Source organism: Pseudomonas sp. S3_A09, from assembly GCF_054668065.1.
Window position 1 is genome coordinate 2,302,515 of sequence record NZ_CP162752.1, and the last position, 19,798, is coordinate 2,322,312.

The window sequence follows — 19,798 nt, forward strand, 5'->3', positions numbered from 1 at the left end:
AAGCCAGGCCCCATGGGGCTTAGGTGGATTACTGGATGATCAGGTTGTTGAACAACAGGTCTTCCACCACCGGCTTGCCCGTCTCGTCGCTCATCACTTGTTGGGTTTGCTTGAGCGCTTCCTGGCGCAGCTTTTCCTTGCCTTCGACGGTGCTCATGGCCTCGTTGGTCTGCTGGGTGAACAGCGCTACCAGCTGGTTGCGGATCAATGGATCATTGGCTTTCACCAGTGCCGCCGCTTCGGCGCCCGTCACGCGCAAAGCGATGTCGGCCTTGAATACCTTGAGTTTCGCCGTGCCATCCAGGCCATAGTTACCCACGAACGGCGGGCTCAGGCTGATATAGCTGACCTTCGGCGCCTCGCCTTCTTTGGCTTCTTCGGCCTGGGCTGCCATCGGCAAAGTCAGGGCCAGCATCAACAGGATCCACGCTTTCACAGTTCATTCCTCAAATTCGGTTGCCGGGTAGCATAACGCTAGCAAGGCTGAGCACAAGCTTATGGCGGCTTATCAGGCCGGGGCATGCTTGTTGACCCACGCGCCTGCCCTCCTACACTTATCGGCCACGACGCCAAAAGGAATAGTCCGATGAAAGCTGTGCTGTGCAAAGCCTTCGGCCCTGCCGAAACCCTGGTGCTGGAAGATGTCGCAAGCCCAACGATCAAGAAGAACGAGATCCTGTTGGACGTGCATGCCGCCGGGGTCAATTTCCCGGACACGCTGATCATCGAGGGCAAGTACCAGTTCAAACCGCCCTTCCCGTTTTCGCCGGGTGGCGAAGCGGCGGGCGTGGTCAGTGAAGTGGGGGAAAAGGTCAGCCACTTGAACGTCGGTGACCGCGTCATGGCGCTGACGGGCTGGGGCAGCTTTGCCGAGCAAGTCGCAGTGCCCAGCTACAACGTGCTGCCGATCCCACCGAGCATGGACTTCAACACTGCAGCGGCTTTCAGCATGACCTACGGCACGTCCATGCACGCGCTGAAACAACGGGCCAACCTACAACCCGGCGAAACCCTGTTGGTACTCGGCGCCTCCGGTGGCGTGGGCCTGGCCGCCGTGGAAATCGGCAAAGCCATGGGCGCACGGGTGATCGCTGCTGCCAGTAGCGCCGATAAACTCGAAGTGGCCAAGGCCGCCGGCGCCGATGAGCTGATCAACTACAGCGAAGCCAGCCTGAAAGACGAAATCAAGCGCCTCACCGACGGCAACGGCGCCGATGTGATCTACGACCCGGTGGGTGGCGACCTGTTTGATCAGGCGATCCGCGCCATTGCCTGGAACGGCCGTTTGCTGGTGGTGGGGTTTGCCAGCGGGCGAATTCCGGAGCTGCCCGTGAACCTGGCGCTGCTCAAGGGCGCGGCGGTGGTTGGGGTGTTCTGGGGCTCGTTTGCCCAGCGCCAGCCGCAGGACAATGCGGCAAATTTCCAACAGCTGTTCACGTGGTATGCCGAGGGCAAGTTGAAGCCGTTGGTGTCCCAGGTGTATCCGCTGGAACAGGCCGCCCAGGCAATTAATGATTTGGGACAGCGCAAGGCGGTGGGCAAGGTAGTCGTGCAAACTCGCTCAACGATGTGAAATGCGGTCAATGTGGGAGCGGGCTTGCTCGCGAATGCGGTGGTTCAGTGACACATGCACTGGCTGACCCACCGCTTTCGCGAGCAAGCCCGCTCCTACCTTTGGATCTCCAGCGTCTCACAAACTCAATCACGACCAGCACTTATCTAATCGCGACATGTTCATAAGAGAACATGCAATTGCTCTCATTTCCTGTGTTTGCAGATAAGAGGCGATGCTATTTTCGGTAACGAAACTGTAACATTCGCATCCGCAGTCAAAACAAGAAATTTGGAGCTCTTGAATGTTTGCTTTCTTTCGTCCTGCCGCACATCAGGCGCCCCTGCCTGAAGAAAAAATAGACAGTACCTACCGACGCCTGCGCTGGCAGATCTTCGCCGGCATTTTCTTCGGGTACGCCGGGTACTACCTGCTGCGCAAGAACTTCTCCCTGGCTATGCCCTACCTGATCGACGAGGGTTATACCCGAGGCGAACTCGGCCTGGCGATGTCGGCTATTGCGATTGCCTACGGCCTGTCCAAGTTCCTCATGGGCCTGGTGTCCGACCGCTCCAACCCACGCTACTTCCTGCCCTTCGGCCTGCTGGTTTCCGCCGGGGTGATGTTCATTTTCGGTTTCGCACCTTGGGCGACGTCCAGCGTGACCATGATGTTCATTTTGCTGTTCATCAACGGTTGGGCCCAAGGCATGGGCTGGCCGCCAAGTGGACGCACCATGGTGCACTGGTGGTCGCAGAAAGAACGCGGCGGCGTGGTTTCCGTATGGAACGTGGCGCATAACGTCGGCGGCGGCCTGATCGGTCCGCTGTTCCTGCTGGGCATGGCTTGGTTCAACGACTGGCATGCGGCGTTCTACGTGCCGGCCACCGTGGCATTGCTGGTGGCGGCGTTTGCCTTCATTACCATGCGCGACACCCCGCAATCGGTAGGCCTGCCGCCTATCGAGAAGTACAAGAACGACTACCCGGAAGGTTACGACGCCAGCCACGAAGACGAATTCAGCGCCAAGGAAATCTTCGTCAAATACGTGCTGCGTAACAAAATGCTGTGGTACATCGCCTTCGCCAACGTATTCGTCTACCTGCTGCGCTACGGCGTGCTGGACTGGGCGCCGACCTACTTGAAAGAAGCCAAGCACTTCACGGTCGACAAGTCGTCGTGGGCGTACTTCTTCTACGAGTGGGCCGGTATTCCGGGCACCCTGCTGTGCGGCTGGATGTCGGACAAGATCTTCCGTGGCAACCGTGGCCTCACCGGCATTGTGTTCATGGCACTGGTGACCGTGGCGACCCTGGTGTACTGGCTCAACCCGCCGGGCAACCCGATGGTCGACATGATCGCGCTGTTCTCCATTGGCTTCCTGATCTATGGCCCGGTGATGCTGATCGGCCTGCAGGCGCTGGAACTGGCACCGAAGAAAGCCGCCGGCACCGCCGCGGGTTTCACCGGTCTGTTCGGTTATCTGGGGGGTTCGGTGGCGGCCAGTGCGGCCATGGGCTACACCGTGGACCATTTCGGCTGGGACGGTGGTTTCGTGTTGCTGATCGGCGCGTGTCTATTGGCCATCGCCTTCTTGATCCCAACGCTGTGGCACACCAACAGCGTCAGCTCGGCGCGCTAACCGCCTGAGCAACTCTTTGCACAACGCTTGAGCCGCGCCTCCAGGTTCTTATCTGGCATGGCGTGGCTACGCAGGGCGTTGACGGTCTGCTCGACATAATCGCGAGTCGTGCCGTAACGCCCGCAAGCGCTCTGCAACACATGGTTCAGCACAACGTCGGGCAAGTTGCCGGCATAGCTGGGCAAGTGCCGCTCCAAGACAAATCCCAACGCCTGCACCGTACTGCCATCTTCGAGACGGCAACTGAGCCAATGCGGCCGGTAGGAGGGATAAGGCATCTCGCGCTGCCACAAAGCGTAGAGCGAGGCCTCCAGCTGATCTTCCGGCAAGCGGTAGGCAAACCCGCTGCAGGAGCCGCCGCGATCCAGCCCAAAGACCAACCCCGGAATTTCCGGTGTTCCCCGATGCTCATGGGACCACAGGTACAGGCCCCGGTGATAACCATGAACCCGTGCCCGCATCCGCTCGGTCGACGAGCATTCAGGGCGCCAGATCAGCGAACCATAAGCGAAAAGCCAGACCGGCCCACCCTTATGCAGGGCCATGGTGGCCTGCATCGAGCTCATTAACTGTTCGTGAGTGAGTTGCGGCCCAAGATCGAGCCGCGGAGGGTAAGCCAATTGCAAAAGATCAGTTTCAATGGCGGTCATGACGAAGAGCGTTACGCCTCCTATGTATTACCAGTTGTAAGCAACTTTACCGTAATAAAACCTGCAGCAATAAGCCGCCTGTCTCAGATATAGCTTAAGGACATTTGTATAAGACACTAAATACCGTAAGTGAATAAGTACGGATATATGCCCGACAGCCATTCGTCAGCATTACGCGTGCCAATTCCGTCACTTTCAGCCCCGGTTCAGCCTGGGAGCGCACCAAACCGTCAAAATAGTGCACACCCATCACGACCCACCTAGCCGTCCATCACACCGACTATCGAGGTCGTACCCATGAAAAGATTCCGACTGCCTGGCCTGCTGTTCCTGGCCCAGGCCACCACCGCACTGGCGGGCGAAATACCCGCAACCGATGACGACAAAGGCTTCTGGTACGCACAGACGAGCGTCTACACCCGGCATTTTGCGCCCGACCCCGAGCACAACAACAACCAGGACCTGATCGGCCTGGAACGCAATGAAGCGTCAGGCTTTGTGTATGGCGGGGCGACGTTTCGCAACTCGTTCCGGCAGCGCTCGTACTATGCGTACGCAGGCAAGCGCTACGATATGGCCGACTACCCGGTGTATGTGAAGCTGACGGGCGGGGCGATCCAGGGCTATCGCGGCAAGTACCGCGACAAGATCCCGTTGAACCGTTTTGGCGTAGCGCCGGTGATCATTCCGTCGGTGGGCACCCATTACGGGCCAGTGGCGGCGGAATTAGTGTTGCTGGGGTTCAATGCCGCGATGGTGACCACAGGCGTGCGCTTCTGACACAGACACGACGCAGTCCACTGTGGGAGCGGGCTTGCTCGCGAATGCGGTGGTTCAGTGACACATGCACTGACTGACCCACCGCTTTCGCGAGCAAGCCCGCTCCCACAGTTTGATCAGCGTACATCCGTGATGCAGGTGATCGTTTTAGGGCCGAGGGGCGTAAGCAAACACGTCCGCACGCATCTGGTGCGCGTCCATACCGGCATCCACCAGCGCATCCAGGGTGCCGTATATCATCGCCGGTGAACCGCTGGCGTAGACGTGCACCGACTTGAGGTCGGCAATGTCTTCGCACACCGCTTCATGCAACAGCCCGCAGCGCCCTTCCCAACCGCACAGGTCGCTGACGACTTTGTGCAGGAACAGGTTGGGCAGTTGCAGCCACTGGTCCCAGTGTTCGATCTGATAGAAATCTTCCGGACGGCGCACGCCCCAGTACAGGTGGACAGGGTGCTTGAAGCCGGAGGCGCGGCAATGCTCGATCAGGCTGTGCATCTGCGCCATGCCGGTGCCAGCGGCGATCAACACCAGCGGCCCGTCCGGCAGCTCGGCCAGGTGAGTATCCCCAAAAGGCAGCTCTACGCGAGCCATTTGGTTGCGTTGCAGTTGCGCAAGCAAGGTGCGCGCGCTGTCCTCGCGGGCCAGCACATGCAGCTCCAGCTCGCGGCCGGCATGGGGTGCCGAGGCCAGGGAGAACGCGGACTGCTCACCGTTCTCGCGCTCGATCATCAGGTATTGCCCGGCGTGGTAACGCACCGCCTTGCCGGCCGGCGCACGCAGGCGCACGCGCCACACATCGCCACCCACCTCAACGCATTCACTCAATTGGCACGACAACTTGCGCAACGGCAACTCTCCCGGCGCCAGCACGCCATCCCACAACACAATGCAATCTTCCAGCGGCTCGGCGATACAGGTGTAGAACTCGCCGTGATCACGCACTTCACCGGCCTGCTGCACCCGGCCTTCCACCAAGAGCGCGGCGCACACATGGCACACGCCGTTGCGGCAGGCCTGGGGGCATTCGTAGCCCAGGCGGCGCGCGCCTTCGAGGATTCGCTCGCCAGGGACCAGCTCCAGCACGGCGCCGGAAGGTTGCAGGGTTACTCGCATCAATCTATTCCCAATTCTTTCCAGATCGCATCGACACGGGCGGTGACGGCTTCATCCTTGACGATCACCCGGCCCCACTCGCGGGTGGTTTCACCCGGCCACTTGTGGGTGGCGTCCAGGCCCATCTTCGAACCCAGGCCCGACACCGGCGAGGCGAAGTCGAGGTAGTCGATCGGCGTGTTGTCGATCATCACCGTGTCGCGCTTGGGGTCCATACGCGTGGTGATGGCCCAGATCACGTCGTTCCAGTCGCGGGCATTGATGTCGTCATCGGTGACAATAACGAACTTGGTGTACATGAACTGTCGCAAAAACGACCACACACCGAGCATTACCCGCTTGGCGTGGCCTGGGTACGACTTCTTCATGGTCACGATGGCCATGCGGTACGAGCAGCCTTCCGGCGGCAGGTAGAAGTCGGTGATCTCCGGGAATTGCTTCTGCAGGATCGGCACGAACACTTCGTTGAGCGCCACGCCCAGGATAGCCGGCTCATCTGGCGGACGGCCGGTGTAGGTGCTGTGGTAGATCGGCTTGATCCGGTGGGTGATGCGCTCGACGGTGAACACCGGGAAGCTGTCGACTTCGTTGTAGTAGCCGGTGTGGTCGCCGTACGGGCCTTCATCGGCCATTTCACCCGGATGAATCACGCCTTCCAGGATGATTTCGGCAGTGGCCGGTACTTGCAGGTCGTTGCCGCGGCACTTCACCAGTTCGGTGCGGTTACCGCGCAACAGGCCGGCGAAGGCATATTCGGACAGACTGTCGGGCACCGGGGTCACGGCGCCGAGGATGGTGGCCGGGTCGGCACCCAGTGCCACGGAGACCGGGAACGGCTTGCCGGGGTGTTTTTCGCACCATTCGCGGAAGTCCAACGCGCCGCCACGGTGGCTCAACCAACGCATGATCACCTTATTGCGGCCGATCACTTGCTGGCGGTAGATACCGAGGTTCTGGCGATCCTTGTTCGGACCTTTGGTGACGGTCAGGCCCCAGGTGATCAGCGGGCCGACGTCGCCAGGCCAGCAGGTTTGCACCGGGAGCATGGCCAGGTCGACATCATCGCCTTCAATGACTACTTCCTGGCACACCGCGTCCTTGACCACTTTGGGGGCCATGGCAATGATCTTGCGGAAGATCGGCAGCTTCGACCAGGCATCCTTGAGCCCCTTGGGCGGCTCGGGCTCCTTGAGGAAGGCCAGCAACTTGCCAATCTCGCGCAATTCGCTGACTGACTCGGCGCCCATGCCAAAGGCCACGCGTTCGGGCGTACCGAACAGGTTGCCGAGCACCGGGATATCAAAGCCGGTCGGGTTCTCGAACAGCAGCGCCGGGCCCTTGTTACGCAAGGTACGGTCGCAAATCTCAGTCATTTCCAGCACCGGGGAAATCGGCATCTGGATACGTTTCAACTCTCCGCGCTGCTCAAGTTGCTGCACGAAATCCCGAAGATCCTTGAATTTCATTAACCATGCCACCCGTAAAATAGGCGTACATCCTACCTGCTATGGCGGCGGCTGGCAGCTTATCGCGATGTATTTGGTTACGGAGAATGCTTAAAAAACGGCACAAAAAAAATGGCGCCCCTGAGGGCGCCATTCTTTCGGACCTGAAACGTCGTATTACTTACGCTTCATCGACAGGAAGAACTCGTCGTTGGTCTTGGTGGTTTTCAGCTTGTCGATCAGGAACTCGATGGCAGCCACTTCATCCATCGGGTGCAGCAGCTTGCGCAGAATCCACATGCGCTGCAGTTCGTCGTCGGCGGTCAGCAACTCTTCGCGGCGGGTGCCGGAGCGGTTGATGTTGATCGCCGGGAACACGCGTTTTTCCGCGATGCGACGGTCCAGGGGCAGTTCCATGTTACCGGTACCCTTGAACTCTTCGTAGATCACTTCGTCCATCTTCGAACCGGTTTCAACCAATGCGGTGGCGATAATGGTCAGCGAGCCGCCTTCTTCGATGTTCCGCGCGGCGCCGAAGAAACGCTTCGGTTTTTCCAGGGCGTGGGCATCGACACCACCGGTCAATACCTTGCCGGAGCTCGGGATCACGGTGTTGTAGGCACGGGCCAGACGGGTGATGGAGTCGAGCAGGATCACCACGTCCTTCTTGTGTTCGACCAGGCGCTTGGCCTTCTCGATCACCATTTCGGCAACCTGTACGTGACGGGTTGGCGGTTCATCGAACGTGGAGGCAACCACTTCGCCGCGCACGGTGCGCTGCATTTCGGTCACTTCTTCCGGACGCTCATCGATCAACAGCACGATCAGGTGAACTTCAGGATTGTTACGCGCGATGTTCGCTGCAATGTTCTGCAGCATGATGGTCTTACCGGCTTTCGGCGGTGCAACGATCAGACCACGCTGGCCTTTGCCGATCGGGGCGCACAGGTCGATCACACGACCGGTCAAGTCTTCGGTGGAACCGTTACCGGCTTCCATCTTCATGCGCACGGTCGGGAACAGCGGGGTCAGGTTCTCGAAGAGAATCTTGTTCTTCGCGTTCTCGGGACGATCGAAGTTGATCGTGTCGACCTTGAGCAGGGCGAAGTAACGCTCGCCTTCCTTCGGAGGGCGGATCTTGCCAACGATGGTGTCACCGGTGCGCAAGTTGAAGCGACGGATCTGGCTCGGCGAGACGTAGATATCGTCTGGGCCGGCAAGATAGGAGGCGTCAGCAGAGCGGAGGAAGCCGAAGCCGTCCTGGAGAATCTCCAGCACGCCATCACCGGAGATTTCCTCGCCGCTTTTCGCGTGCTTTTTCAGCAGGGAGAAAATCACGTCCTGCTTGCGCGAACGGGCCATATTTTCTATGCCCATTTCTTCGGCCAGCTGGAGCAGGTCGGTAATCGGCTTTTGCTTGAGTTCAGTCAGATTCATATAGGAATGACGTAATCATTTATGGAGGGGGAAATTAAGCTTTTGGCTTAATGAGGCCGCGCCGCAGAGAAGGCGACAGGATCGCGTACTAATCGAAAAGGAGTGCGTCGGCGACGGCATGCAGGGGGCAGTGGAGAAACCAGTGCGGGGCCGAATGTACCACCTGAGTTTCGGAGCGTCTAGCCCTGTTTCACGAAAAAGCCCCGCTATTTTGCGGGGCCTTTTTGACGACGCTTAGATGTTCGCGTCAAGGAACGCTTGCAACTGAGACTTCGACAGCGCGCCTACTTTGGTCGCTTCGACGTTACCGTCCTTGAACAGCATCAGGGTCGGGATACCACGCACGCCGTGCTTGGCCGGGGTTTCCTGGTTGTCGTCGATGTTCAGCTTGGCAATGGTCAGCTTGCCTTCGTAGGTGGTCGCAATGTCGTCCAGGACTGGAGCGATCATTTTGCAAGGGCCGCACCATTCAGCCCAGTAGTCAACCAGCACCGGGCCTTGAGCCTTGAGTACTTCGGCCTCAAAGGTCGCGTCGGTGACGTGCTTGATAAGATCGTTGCTCATGGATGTCTCCGGATTGTAAGCAAAAAAAACGTGGCCCATCATAGCCGCCCTTCCACCGTTCAGGAAGCCGCCTCTGATTGAGTCTTGCTATGGCAGTGCATGAGTTTGGGTATAGCCCAACTCACGGCGTGACGGGAGTCACGAAGGCAATGCCCGTGCGCAACGCCGCATTGCGCACGTGTTCCTGCATGCTTTTCTGCGCCGCCGCACTGGCGCGCCGGGCCAGGGCGCGCAGGATCCTGCGATGTTCCTGCCAGGTTTCCATGGCCCGCTCCGGCCGGATGAACGGTAGCTTCTGGCTCTCCAGGAACACCTCGGCGCTGGCACTCAGGATGCTCACCATCGCCTGATTACCGCTGGCCAGCAGGACGCGCTGGTGGAATTCGAAGTCCAGCCGGGCAGCGGCTTCAAAGTCGCCGGCCTTGAGCACCTTGCGCATGGCCTCGACGTTATCTTCCAGGCTGTCCAGCTCATCGACAGTCAGCGTCACCGCCGCCAACCCCGCCGCAAACCCTTCCAGCGCATAGCGCAACTGGAAGATATCCAGCGGCGTGGCCTGAGCCGCAAAGGGCCAGGTAAACCCCGGCGACTCCTCGGCCGCCTGCACGAACACACCCTTGCCAGGCTGAACACTGACCACACCCAGGGCACTCAAGGACGACAACGCCTCGCGCAACGACGCTCGGCTCACCCCCAGTTGCACCGCCAGATCCCGTTGCGACGGCAAGGCATCGCCCGGCCCGAAGCCCTGGTCCTTGATCAGTTTGCGAATGGCCTGCAGGGCCGCTTCCGGTACGGCTTGGGCGATGGAATTCATAGAAAACTCGAGGTTCCAGTCAACTGAGCGGCTAGTTGTAAAGCTATTCGCCGTCGGCGGCAAGCCACGCCCCAAAGGGGCTCGCGAGGTTTTGCCGACGCTCGAAAAGGGTGCGAAAAACCCACGAACTGTTCAGACCAGTCTGACCATCGCAACGCAATAAATCCCTGGCTTGCAGGCTTTATTGAGAGTGATGGCATGGGCTATGCACTGAGCTAATCCAGAAAATTCCTTCGCCCTTCTCGGAGAGTTGCCATGACCAAGCGCTACAGCGCCCTGCTTACTGCCCTGTTTGCCAGCCTGATGCTGAGCCAGGCACCCGCCCAGGCCAACGGTCTGGACGACATCGTCGCCCGTGGCACCCTCAAGGTCGCCGTGCCCCAGGACTTCCCGCCCTTCGGCTCGGTCGGCCCTGACATGAAGCCCCGCGGCCTGGACATCGACACCGCCAAGCTGCTGGCTGACCAACTCAAGGTCAAGCTGGAACTCACCCCGGTCAACAGCACCAACCGTATTCCCTTCCTCACCACGGGCAAGGTCGACCTGGTGATCTCCAGCCTGGGCAAGAACGCCGAGCGGGAAAAGGTCATCGACTTCTCCAAGGCTTACGCACCGTTCTACCTGGCCGTGTTCGGCCCGCCTGAAGCGGCCATCAGCAGCACCGACGACCTCAAGGGCAAGACCATCAGCGTGACCCGTGGCGCCATTGAAGACATCGAGCTGACCGCCGTGGCACCCAAGGAGGCCACCATCAAGCGCTTCGAAGACAACAACTCCACCATCGCCGCCTACCTCGCCGGCCAAGTCGACCTGATCGCCAGCGGCAACGTAGTGATGGTGGCTATCAGCGAGCGCAGCCCGAAACGCGTGCCCGCGCTGAAAGTGAAACTCAAGGACTCGCCGGTGTACGTGGGCGTGAACAAGAACGAGCCGGCGCTGCTGGAGAAGGTCAACCAGATCCTGGTCGCGGCCAAAGCCGACGGCAGCCTGGAAAAGAACGCTATGCAATGGCTGAAAGAGCCACTGCCCGCCGATCTCTGAAGCGACGGAGCTGACTCATGGCGTATCAATTTGACTTCGTGCCAGTGCTGGCCAATACCGATCTGCTGTTGCGTGGCGCGCTGTTTACCCTTGAGCTGACGGCCATCGGCGCCATCCTCGGTGTAGCCCTGGGCACCGTCGGCGCCGTGGTGCGGGCGTGGAAGATCCAGCCGTTTGCGTGGTGCTTCGGCGTGTATGTCGAGTTGATCCGCAACACGCCGTTCCTGGTGCAGTTGTTCTTCATCTTCTTCGGCCTGCCGTCCCTGGGGCTGAAGATCACCGAGTGGCAAGCCGCCGTGCTGGCAATGGTGATCAACCTGGGCGCCTATTCCACGGAAATCATCCGCGCCGGTATTCAGGCTATTCCGCGCGGACAACTTGAAGCCGCCGCCGCACTGGCCATGACACGCTTCGAAGCTTTCCGCCACGTCGTGCTGCTGCCGGCGCTGGGCAAAGTGTGGCCGGCCCTGAGCAGCCAAATCATCATCGTGATGCTCGGCTCGGCGGTGTGCTCCCAGATCGCTACTGAAGAACTGAGTTTTGCCGCCAACTTTATCCAGTCGCGCAACTTCCGCGCCTTTGAAACCTATGCCCTGACCACGCTGGTGTATCTGTGTATGGCGTTGATGATTCGCCAGTTGCTCAACTGGATCGGCCGCCGCTTCGTGATGAGGAACAGCCGATGAGTGATTTTTCCTTCTGGGACATCGTGCGCAACCTGGCCACGGGCCTGCAATGGACCTTGCTGCTGTCATTGGTGGCCTTTGTCGGCGGCGGTGTGATCGGTTTGCTGGTGATGACGATGCGCATCAGCCGCAAAGCCTTCCCGCGCAACCTTGCACGCACCTATATCGAACTGTTCCAGGGCACGCCGCTGTTGATGCAACTGTTCCTGGTGTTTTTCGGTATCGCCCTGCTCGGTGTGGATATCTCGCCCTGGCTGGCGGCGGCGATTGCCCTGACATTGTTCACCAGCGCCTATCTCGCCGAAATCTGGCGTGGCTGCGTCGACTCCATCGCCCACGGGCAATGGGAAGCCTCGGCCAGCCTGGCGCTTAACCCGCTGGAGCAACTGCGCTACGTAATCCTGCCCCAGGCGCTGCGGATTGCCGTCGCGCCTACCGTGGGGTTTTCGGTGCAGGTGGTCAAAGGCACCGCCGTCACCTCGATCATCGGCTTCACGGAACTGACCAAGACCGGCGGCATGCTCGCCAACGCTACCTTCGAACCCTTCATGGTCTACGGCCTGGTGGCCCTTGGTTACTTTTTGCTCTGTTACCCCTTGTCCCTCAGTGCGCGCTACCTGGAAAGGAGACTGCATGCCTCTGCTTAGAATTTCCGCCCTGCATAAGTATTACGGCGATCACCATGTACTCAAGGGCATCGACCTGACCGTCGAAGAAGGCCAGGTGGTGGCGATCATCGGCCGCAGCGGTTCGGGCAAATCCACCTTGCTGCGCACCCTCAATGGCTTGGAGTCGATCAACGACGGGGTGATCGAAGTCGATGGCGAATACCTCGACGCCGCCCGCGCCGACCTGCGCAGCCTGCGGCAGAAAGTCGGCATGGTGTTCCAGCAATTCAACCTGTTCCCGCACCTGACCGTCGGCGAAAACGTGATGCTTGCGCCGCAAGTGGTGCAGAAAGTGCCGAAGGCCAAGGCGGCCCAATTAGCCAAGCAAATGCTGGAGCGCGTCGGACTGGGCGAAAAGTTCGACGCCTTCCCCGATCGCCTGTCCGGCGGCCAGCAACAACGCGTGGCGATTGCGCGCGCCCTGGCCATGTCGCCCAAGGTGCTGCTGTGCGACGAAATCACCTCGGCCCTCGACCCGGAACTGGTCAACGAAGTGCTCAGCGTGGTGCGCCAACTGGCCAAGGACGGCATGACCCTGATCATGGTGACCCACGAAATGCGCTTCGCCCGTGAAGTCGGCGACAAGCTGGTGTTCATGCACCAGGGCAAGGTGCATGAAGTAGGCGACCCCAAAGTGTTGTTCGCCAGCCCGCAAACCGCCGAGCTGGCCAACTTCATTGGTTCGACGGAACAGTCGCACTGACCCGTTCGAACTGGCCATGCCCCTCCAGCAGCACCTCTCGACGGACCGAGAGGGCATTGGCCGGCAATTGAACCGCTATTTCCACCTGCGCCGTCAACCGACGGCCCGTCACCGGCGCACCGCCTGCGCTCGCATACAACGCACGACCCGGTAACAGCTGCCCGTTGCCGGCTTCATCGGGCTGCCACGATACCGGCCTGCCGTCGACCTGAGCCTGCCTCAGGCTCAAGGTAAAACGCCCTTGCCGCCCGAACTGAAAGCCTTGGGCATCGGCGGCGACACCGCTGAAACGCAGCGCCATCGTCGAAGCATTCGTGCAAAGCACGCTCAGGTGCAGCGTACGTGGCGTGTCCAGCGTCACTGTCGCCCGGCCGGAGGTCGCTTGCGAAGGACGAATCACCCCATAATCGACCCGGGGCTCGCTCAAGGTCATCCGGCAGTTGTCGGCTTGCGCCTGGCTCGCCACAAGGACCACCCACACCAGCCACAGGCTCCTGCGCTTAGCGAACATGGCAGACCACCGGTGCGGTTTCGTAGAGTGTGTCATCGTCAGGCTCTTGCTCAGGATTGACTTGCAGCCGGCAGGATTTGGCGTCCGGCAGTGAAACCGTCAGGGTTTGCGGCCCATCGATATTGCTCAGGAACACCATGCCCTCGCCCACTACGCTGGTCACAAAGTTGTTGTCTTCACCGAACACCGCGGCACCTTGAGGCAGTGGTCGGCCCTCTTCGTCCTGGGCTTCAAGCAATAGACGACGGACTTTCACCACGTCAAAGTTGAGAATATTGACTGAGCCCCGACCGGCAGCGAGCACCTTGGTCCCGTTCTTCAAGTCGACGCGCTTGGGCAGCGACTGGGTCTGCACCTGCAGATGGTTGTTGCTGTAGGCCTGCAGCCCGGGGATCACTGCCTGGCCGCTGAAATCGGTCCATACCGGCCCTTGGGGTGTCGAAACCTTGGCCGCTCCGATATCGCCCACCGAGACAATGCCAAACGTGTCCTGCACCGCATACGGCGAGAAGGTCACGCCGTGCTCATGGGCCACGATGCCGCCTTGCAGCTGGCCGGAATAATGGGTGTTCGACGGATCACGGTCGACGCCCAAGCTCACGCGGGTATACAGCGGCAAGACGTCCACACGGCCGCGCACGCTTTGCTCTCGCTCTTTCATGTCCCGATCGACACCGACCTCGTAGTTCACATAGTCGTTGACCCGCTCGCTGAGGGCGGTGCCGGCATCCAGCCGGTCACCTCGACGACTGACGTAAGTGCTCATACTCCGATCAGTCCCGAGGGGCACCGTGACCTGCAGCCTGACAGACATGCCCTCGTCCAGCCGATCGTTGCGGCGGCCGCCCCGAATCGGCTCCAGGCTCCGAGGCGCGGTCGCGTCTACCTGAGCGTCGGCGATCAGTGCGACACCCACGCCGTTGAACGTGTTGTTCCACGAGGCAAAGAGGTGATCGTTGGATTGCCCGTCAAATTGCGAGCTACGGGTGAAACCGAGGGAGAAACCACCCAGGGACGGGTCCGCCCAGCTCAAACCGGCCGTGTACTGGCGCTTAAAACGCGCATCGAGGTCGTACCCCCTCGACGCCTGGCCGGCGTCCAGTACCTCCCGGTAACCACGGCTCTGTGCCGAGGCACTCAGGTTGATATCAAGGTTGGCAAATAACGGAATCCCCAAAGACAGCGTGCTCCGCGCACCTCCCACCTCATCTTGAGCATCACGGGACAGGTTATGGCGCACGCCCACGGTCACCTGATGGAAAAACACACTGCTCAGGGATCCGCCTGCCGACTGATATTCGTCGGTACTCAGCAAACCGAAACCCAACGACGAGCGCTGGCCCAACCCCCAGGTGCCGCTGCCCATGGCAACCACAGGGGATTGCTGGTTGTCGAGGGTCGTCTCACGCACCTTACCGAGGGAAAAATAGTACCCCGGCTCCACCGGAGCCCCACCAAGAAAGGACGCAGCGGGCACCACGAAGCTGCGCTTTGCCCCACGCACGTCAATCACGCTCACGTCGAGGTCGCTGGTGCTGTTCAGCAACGGTAAACCGGTCAGCCTGAACGGACCTTCCGGCACCAGGGTGGAGTGGATCAATGCGCCCGACTGACGGACTTCGACGCGTGACTGGCTTTGAGCCAGCCCTTCAACGACGACATTGCTGTCGCCCGCACCGGAGCGCTGCTGGCCATCCGGGAAGAACTGCAAGCCCGTCAGTTGTACGCCGCCGAATATAGGGTTGTTGGTGGAAATCTGCCCCACCTGGAAGGTCGACTGCAACGCCGCGATATCGCGCTGGGCATAGGCATTCACCTGTTCGGTGCGCGTCTTGCCATTGTCGGACACATAAAACTGGCGGCTGCGTACAATCCAATTACCCAGGTTGAATCCCGCCTCGGTATAGGCCGACACGAAACGACTTGACCCACTGCGCGCGTGGGTATCGAAACCCAATACGTCGTAGTTGAAGAGCGCGGCCGCGCCACCCTCGGAAAAACTCCCGCCCTCCCACTCCGGCGCACGCAGGGACTGGGTCGGCACCACCAGTGTGACCTCGTCGCTGCTGGGGCGCAGTCGCACCATGGTCGCCGGATATTCCCCAACGAAATCATGGCAGGCCTGATCAGGGGTGATGCCCTCGCGCAGAACCTTGGACGGGGTAACCAGACCGGCTTTTGCCAGCAATGCAGGGGTGAAGCACAACTGCCCCTGGTAATCGAAACGGGCGTCAACCAACCCCAGCGGCGTGCCATTGACTCGCAGTCCGACCACATGAACACCTTCGCGAAAGCGCGCTGCGCTACGGAAGTATTCAGACACCTGCGGATCAATCCCAAGGGAGGTCAGCGCGGCCAGATCAAAACCTTCCCCCAACCCAACCGCTGCGCTGCTACCTGGCAGACTCCACAGCGTCGCAAGCCCCAGCAGAATTCTGGAGCGAGCCTGGGAAATAGTGCTCGGCACGCTATTGGCAGAGCGACGGGTATGCCTGATTTTTTTCATAGGCCCGTCAATCCGCCTCAGCCGTAACGGGCGCGCGGTAACTGTCCACCGTAAACCCGTAGACCGTGGCCGGTTGAATCCCCACGGCCACCACGCCCGCCACCGAGTCTTCCGACGCGAGCGTCAGCACTTCGCCCGGCAGGATGTACGTTCGCGGCAACGTTGCAACGCTTGCCTGCGGATGCAGTTGTACTTCCATCCCCAGGCGCACGACGTAAGGGCTGTTGTTGTGGACCCGCAACTGATCCCCTTCACGCTTCCATGTCAGCAACTGCCAGGGCGCGTCATGCCTGGCCAAGCCTTTGGGGTGCAGGATCAATGGCAGGCTCTGGCGCAGGGTGATACCAATGGTCGCACCGCCAGGCGCACGTGCCTCGGGGATGCCTTCAAAGGAAACTCGTTTCAGGCGTTGGGTCTTGAGCGGTTTCTTCGTGGTACTGATGAAGCGAACCAGTTGAGTGTCGCCCGCCTCCACCCGCGTAATCGGAGGCGTCACGATCAACAAGGGTTCGAGGTCTTCCGGTATGTTTTGTATGACTGAATGAAGTAACGCAGGGCGGGGGTCCGTGTTTTTAACATTAAGTGTCGCCTCACCTTCTTCTTCATTCAGTATGACAACGGTTGTCTCGGGCTGCATTCCGTCCGCGACTGCCATACCGCACAAAAAAAGGCAAAAGCTTATATAGCGCAGCAACGACGTCACGATTATTGATAGAACATTCACCGATTTTCCCCACAGCCATAAAGTTGAACACCCACAAACGCACACGCTAAAACAGCCGACACTTAACAAAGGCAAGTAAGTGCCTTTGCGTTTATGTCGGCTATTAATGACGTACTTAGATGTAATCCACTGACAGACTGGTGCGACCATCCAGCGTTACATCACGGGTCAGGTCCAAATCCTGCGTGCGGTTGATAACGGCTTTCACTTCAAGCGTGCCTGTAAGACTGTTAACGAATGCCGGCACCACAGTGGTGCCGCTACGCCATGAGTACTGGGAAGGCGATTGGGCGACTTTACCGTCACTGTTCTGCCAGGCCGCCCCCTGACTGCTGCGCATGATAGGGGTCAGGGTCCCGCTGGAAGATTGCAGGTTTTTGAGAGTCACGGAGTACCCACCGGTACGCTTGCTATTGGCAAGGCCCAGGCCATAGTTCTGAGCCTCGGTGAACCCGGCACCGAGGATGCCTGTCACCTTGCTGGCGGATTGCAGGTCGCTCAGCATCACTCGAAACTGCGCCGGTGCTTGGCCGCAACTGATGTTCAAGCCCACGGTTTTTGCTGCAAGAGGCGTGAACTGCGTCGGCGACAAGCTTGAGGCGGGAATTGTCTGGTAATCGACGATGCCGCCACCGGCGAGGCTAAGGTTGCACGCCACCGGTTTGATAGTCCCTCGTACAATCAGTTCAGCAACATTCGTTGCATGAGCCCCGATACTGGCGGCCAAGCAAAGAGCACCCACTGTCACACCAAGCATTTTTTTCATATTCAACCTGTCATCTGTAATGAGTAGGTGCATTTACGACGGCCGAAAATTCCGAGCCTAAATAAATAACACCACGGCGTAATTGCCGGATGACAGTCTGTCGTTTTTGTACCTGACTAAAGAATCAGATTAGGCATCAGTCATTGTGGGAACTGTAAAAACAAATAGTGAGCCAAGCCGAACGATGAAGTAGGTGCAAATACAAAACCAATAAGCTATTAATCGCTTCCTTGTAGGCAAAATCACAAACAGTATAAAAACAACGAAATGTTAATAACTCCTACAAAGATAAATCCCCGTTCTCTTTGAACTTAGAAAACCGCCCTACATTTCCCACAAGAATTCCTCACAGACACCTGCAGGAAAATTACCGAAGCGGTACGCGTTGGCACCAAAGGTCGATCGTGGCACGATGGCTGGGTTATCGACCGAGACCCCCTTACCATGCCGCAATCCCAAGCCAAGAATCTGTCCCTGATCGCCGCCATCGACCTGGGCTCCAACAGCTTTCACATGGTCGTGGCCAAGGCCCAGAACGGCGAAATCCGCATCCTTGAGCGGCTCGGCGAGAAAGTGCAACTGGCTGCCGGCATCGACGACGAGCGTCAGCTCAACGAAGAATCCATGCAGCGCGGGCTCGACTGCCTCAAGCGATTTGCCCAGTTGATCAACGGCATGCCCTTGGGTGCCGTGCGAATCGTCGGCACCAACGCGTTGCGTGAAGCCCGCAACCGTGGCGATTTCATCCGCCGCGCCGAGGAGATCCTTGGGCATCCGGTCGAAGTCATCTCCGGCCGAGAAGAGGCGCGTCTCATCTATCTAGGCGTGTCCCATACCTTGGCCGACACCCCCGGCAAACGCCTGGTCGCCGACATCGGCGGCGGCAGTACCGAATTCATCATTGGCCAACGCTTCGAACCGTTGCTGCGCGAAAGCCTGCAAATGGGGTGCGTCAGCTACACCCAGCGCTATTTCAAGGACGGCAAGATTACCCCGGCGCGCTATGCCCAGGCCTATACGGCGGCGCGGCTGGAGATCATGAGCATCGAGCACGCCTTGCACCGCCTGACCTGGGATGAAGCCATCGGCTCGTCCGGCACCATCCGCGCGATCGGCCTGGCCCTGAAAGCCGGCGGCCACGGCACTGGCGAAGTGAATGCCGAAGGCCTGGCGTGGCTCAAGCGCAAGCTGTTCAAGCTGGGGGATGCCGAGAAAATCGACTTTGACGGCATCAAGCCCGATCGTCGCACCATCTTCCCGGCCGGCCTGGCGATTCTCGAAGCGATCTTCGACGCCCTTGAGCTGCAACGCATGGACCACTGTGACGGCGCCCTGCGCGAAGGTGTGCTCTATGATCTGCTAGGCCGCCACCACCATGAAGACGTGCGTGAGCGCACGCTCACTTCGTTGATGGAGCGTTATCACGTCGACCTGCAACAGGCCGCCCGTGTGGAGCGCAAAGCCCTGCACGCCTTCGACCAGGTGGCCGAAGACTGGGACCTGGAAGACGGCGTATGGCGCGAGCTGCTGGGCTGGGCCGCCAAGGTGCATGAAGTGGGCCTGGATATCGCCCACTACCATTACCACAAGCACGGCGCTTACCTGATCGAGCACTCGGACCTGGCCGGCTTCTCCCGCGAAGACCAGCAAATGCTCGCCCTGCTGGTGCGCGGCCATCGCCGTAACATCCCCAAGGACAAATTCGCTGAATTCGGTGACGAAGGCATCAAGCTGATCCGCCTGTGCGTGCTGCTGCGCTTTGCGATCCTGTTCCACCATATTCGTGGTACCCAAGAAATGCCCCAAGTGACCCTGCGTGCCAACGGCGACAGCCTGGACGTGGTGTTCCCGAAAGGCTGGCTGGATGAAAACCAACTGACCCAGGCGGATTTTGGTCAGGAAGCCGAGTGGCTGACGCGGGTGGGGTTCAACCTGAACCTGCGCTGACCCGATCTAGACAACACCATACAACCAATGTGGAAGGGGGCTTGCTCCCGATTACGGTGGTTCAGTCAACGTATCCAGTGACTGACATACCGCAATCGGGAGCAGGCCCCTTCACACATTGGCCCGCGCAAAAACACCTTGCCCCTCCCGTTAGCCACTCATGCAGACCTGTCAGATATGACAGTTGTGCATATCTGCTGATCAATCTTTACTCCCGCTCACCCCTCTCGCGTAACAGGCAGT

The 19,798-nt window shown here is 59.6% G+C and carries 19 protein-coding genes; 8 read left to right on the forward strand and 11 right to left on the reverse strand.

Annotated elements, in window-relative coordinates; translation table 11 throughout:
• Nucleotides 1–28 precede the first annotated feature (28 nt).
• Nucleotides 29–436, reverse strand: a complete 408-nt coding sequence (locus tag AB4N92_RS10980) for a flagellar basal body-associated protein FliL (protein WP_010207395.1) — start codon at nt 434–436, stop codon at nt 29–31.
• Nucleotides 437–586: 150 nt separating this feature from the next.
• On the opposite strand from AB4N92_RS10980, the gene AB4N92_RS10985 reads away from it, so the two are divergent.
• Nucleotides 587–1,573 (forward strand): NADPH:quinone oxidoreductase family protein, encoded by a 987-nt coding sequence (locus AB4N92_RS10985; protein ID WP_042570922.1) that lies wholly within the window; start codon nt 587–589, stop codon nt 1,571–1,573.
• 283 nt (nt 1,574–1,856) lie between these two features.
• A complete protein-coding gene (glpT, locus tag AB4N92_RS10990) occupies nt 1,857–3,194 on the forward strand; it encodes a glycerol-3-phosphate transporter (RefSeq protein WP_010207397.1) in 1,338 nt (445 codons plus the stop codon).
• On the opposite strand, the gene AB4N92_RS10995 is transcribed toward glpT, so the two are convergent.
• Nucleotides 3,191–3,844: a gamma-glutamylcyclotransferase gene (locus tag AB4N92_RS10995; protein ID WP_021492624.1), complete on the reverse strand. Its 654-nt coding sequence runs from the start codon at nt 3,842–3,844 to the stop codon at nt 3,191–3,193. The genes glpT and AB4N92_RS10995 overlap by 4 nt on opposite strands.
• A 297-nt stretch (nt 3,845–4,141) precedes the next feature.
• On the opposite strand from AB4N92_RS10995, the gene AB4N92_RS11000 reads away from it, so the two are divergent.
• Complete coding sequence (locus AB4N92_RS11000; protein WP_010207399.1) at nt 4,142–4,624, forward strand: hypothetical protein; 483 nt, start codon at nt 4,142–4,144, stop codon at nt 4,622–4,624.
• Nucleotides 4,625–4,771: 147 nt separating this feature from the next.
• Here the strand turns inward: AB4N92_RS11000 and AB4N92_RS11005 are convergent, their stop codons facing one another.
• From AB4N92_RS11005 to AB4N92_RS11025, 5 genes are all read right to left on the reverse strand, one after another.
• Complete coding sequence (locus AB4N92_RS11005) at nt 4,772–5,740, reverse strand: CDP-6-deoxy-delta-3,4-glucoseen reductase (RefSeq protein ID WP_010207400.1); 969 nt, start codon at nt 5,738–5,740, stop codon at nt 4,772–4,774.
• Entirely contained in the window at nt 5,740–7,206 is a 1,467-nt protein-coding gene (gene ubiD / locus AB4N92_RS11010; protein WP_003176824.1) for a 4-hydroxy-3-polyprenylbenzoate decarboxylase, read from the reverse strand. Before ubiD ends, AB4N92_RS11005 begins: the two co-directional genes overlap by 1 nt.
• Nucleotides 7,207–7,362: 156 nt before the next feature.
• The gene (gene rho / locus AB4N92_RS11015; protein WP_003176825.1) at nt 7,363–8,622 is read right to left on the reverse strand and encodes a transcription termination factor Rho; all 1,260 of its coding nucleotides are present in this window, start codon (nt 8,620–8,622) and stop codon (nt 7,363–7,365) included.
• Between the two features lie 234 nt (nt 8,623–8,856).
• Nucleotides 8,857–9,186, reverse strand: coding sequence for a thioredoxin TrxA (gene trxA, locus AB4N92_RS11020; protein WP_010207403.1), 330 nt, complete (start codon nt 9,184–9,186; stop codon nt 8,857–8,859).
• Nucleotides 9,187–9,307: 121 nt separating this feature from the next.
• Nucleotides 9,308–10,003 (reverse strand): FadR/GntR family transcriptional regulator, encoded by a 696-nt coding sequence (locus AB4N92_RS11025; RefSeq protein WP_010207405.1) that lies wholly within the window; start codon nt 10,001–10,003, stop codon nt 9,308–9,310.
• A gap of 255 nt (nt 10,004–10,258) precedes the next feature.
• Between AB4N92_RS11025 and AB4N92_RS11030 the strand changes: the two genes are divergently transcribed.
• From AB4N92_RS11030 to AB4N92_RS11045, 4 genes are read left to right on the forward strand one after another with little or no spacing between them, the layout of a single operon-like run.
• On the forward strand, nt 10,259–11,044 hold the full coding sequence (locus AB4N92_RS11030) for a transporter substrate-binding domain-containing protein (RefSeq protein WP_010207406.1): 786 nt from the start codon (nt 10,259–10,261) through the stop codon (nt 11,042–11,044).
• A 17-nt stretch (nt 11,045–11,061) separates the two neighbouring features.
• A complete protein-coding gene (locus tag AB4N92_RS11035) occupies nt 11,062–11,730 on the forward strand; it encodes an amino acid ABC transporter permease (protein WP_010207407.1) in 669 nt (222 codons plus the stop codon).
• Nucleotides 11,727–12,377 carry an amino acid ABC transporter permease gene (locus AB4N92_RS11040; RefSeq protein WP_010207408.1) on the forward strand — a complete coding sequence of 217 codons (651 nt, stop codon included), beginning with the start codon at nt 11,727–11,729 and terminating at the stop codon, nt 12,375–12,377. The genes AB4N92_RS11035 and AB4N92_RS11040 overlap by 4 nt, the downstream gene beginning before the upstream one ends.
• Entirely contained in the window at nt 12,364–13,101 is a 738-nt protein-coding gene (locus AB4N92_RS11045) for an amino acid ABC transporter ATP-binding protein (protein ID WP_010207409.1), read from the forward strand. The genes AB4N92_RS11040 and AB4N92_RS11045 overlap by 14 nt, the downstream gene beginning before the upstream one ends.
• Here the strand turns inward: AB4N92_RS11045 and AB4N92_RS11050 are convergent.
• From AB4N92_RS11050 to AB4N92_RS11065, 4 genes are all read right to left on the reverse strand, one after another.
• The gene (locus tag AB4N92_RS11050; protein WP_187516864.1) at nt 13,073–13,612 is read right to left on the reverse strand and encodes a DUF1120 domain-containing protein; all 540 of its coding nucleotides are present in this window, start codon (nt 13,610–13,612) and stop codon (nt 13,073–13,075) included. The genes AB4N92_RS11045 and AB4N92_RS11050 overlap by 29 nt on opposite strands.
• Nucleotides 13,602–16,118 carry a fimbria/pilus outer membrane usher protein gene (locus AB4N92_RS11055; protein WP_305375399.1) on the reverse strand — a complete coding sequence of 839 codons (2,517 nt, stop codon included), beginning with the start codon at nt 16,116–16,118 and terminating at the stop codon, nt 13,602–13,604. Before AB4N92_RS11055 ends, AB4N92_RS11050 begins: the two co-directional genes overlap by 11 nt.
• Nucleotides 16,119–16,125: 7 nt before the next feature.
• A complete protein-coding gene (locus AB4N92_RS11060) occupies nt 16,126–16,773 on the reverse strand; it encodes a fimbria/pilus chaperone family protein (protein ID WP_231501120.1) in 648 nt (215 codons plus the stop codon).
• A 184-nt stretch (nt 16,774–16,957) separates the two neighbouring features.
• On the reverse strand, nt 16,958–17,608 hold the full coding sequence (locus AB4N92_RS11065; RefSeq protein ID WP_029529026.1) for a DUF1120 domain-containing protein: 651 nt from the start codon (nt 17,606–17,608) through the stop codon (nt 16,958–16,960).
• A gap of 444 nt (nt 17,609–18,052) precedes the next feature.
• Here AB4N92_RS11065 and ppx point away from each other — a divergent pair, with 444 nt between their 5' ends.
• Entirely contained in the window at nt 18,053–19,555 is a 1,503-nt protein-coding gene (ppx, locus tag AB4N92_RS11070; protein ID WP_010207414.1) for an exopolyphosphatase, read from the forward strand.
• Nucleotides 19,556–19,798: the final 243 nt, after the last annotated feature.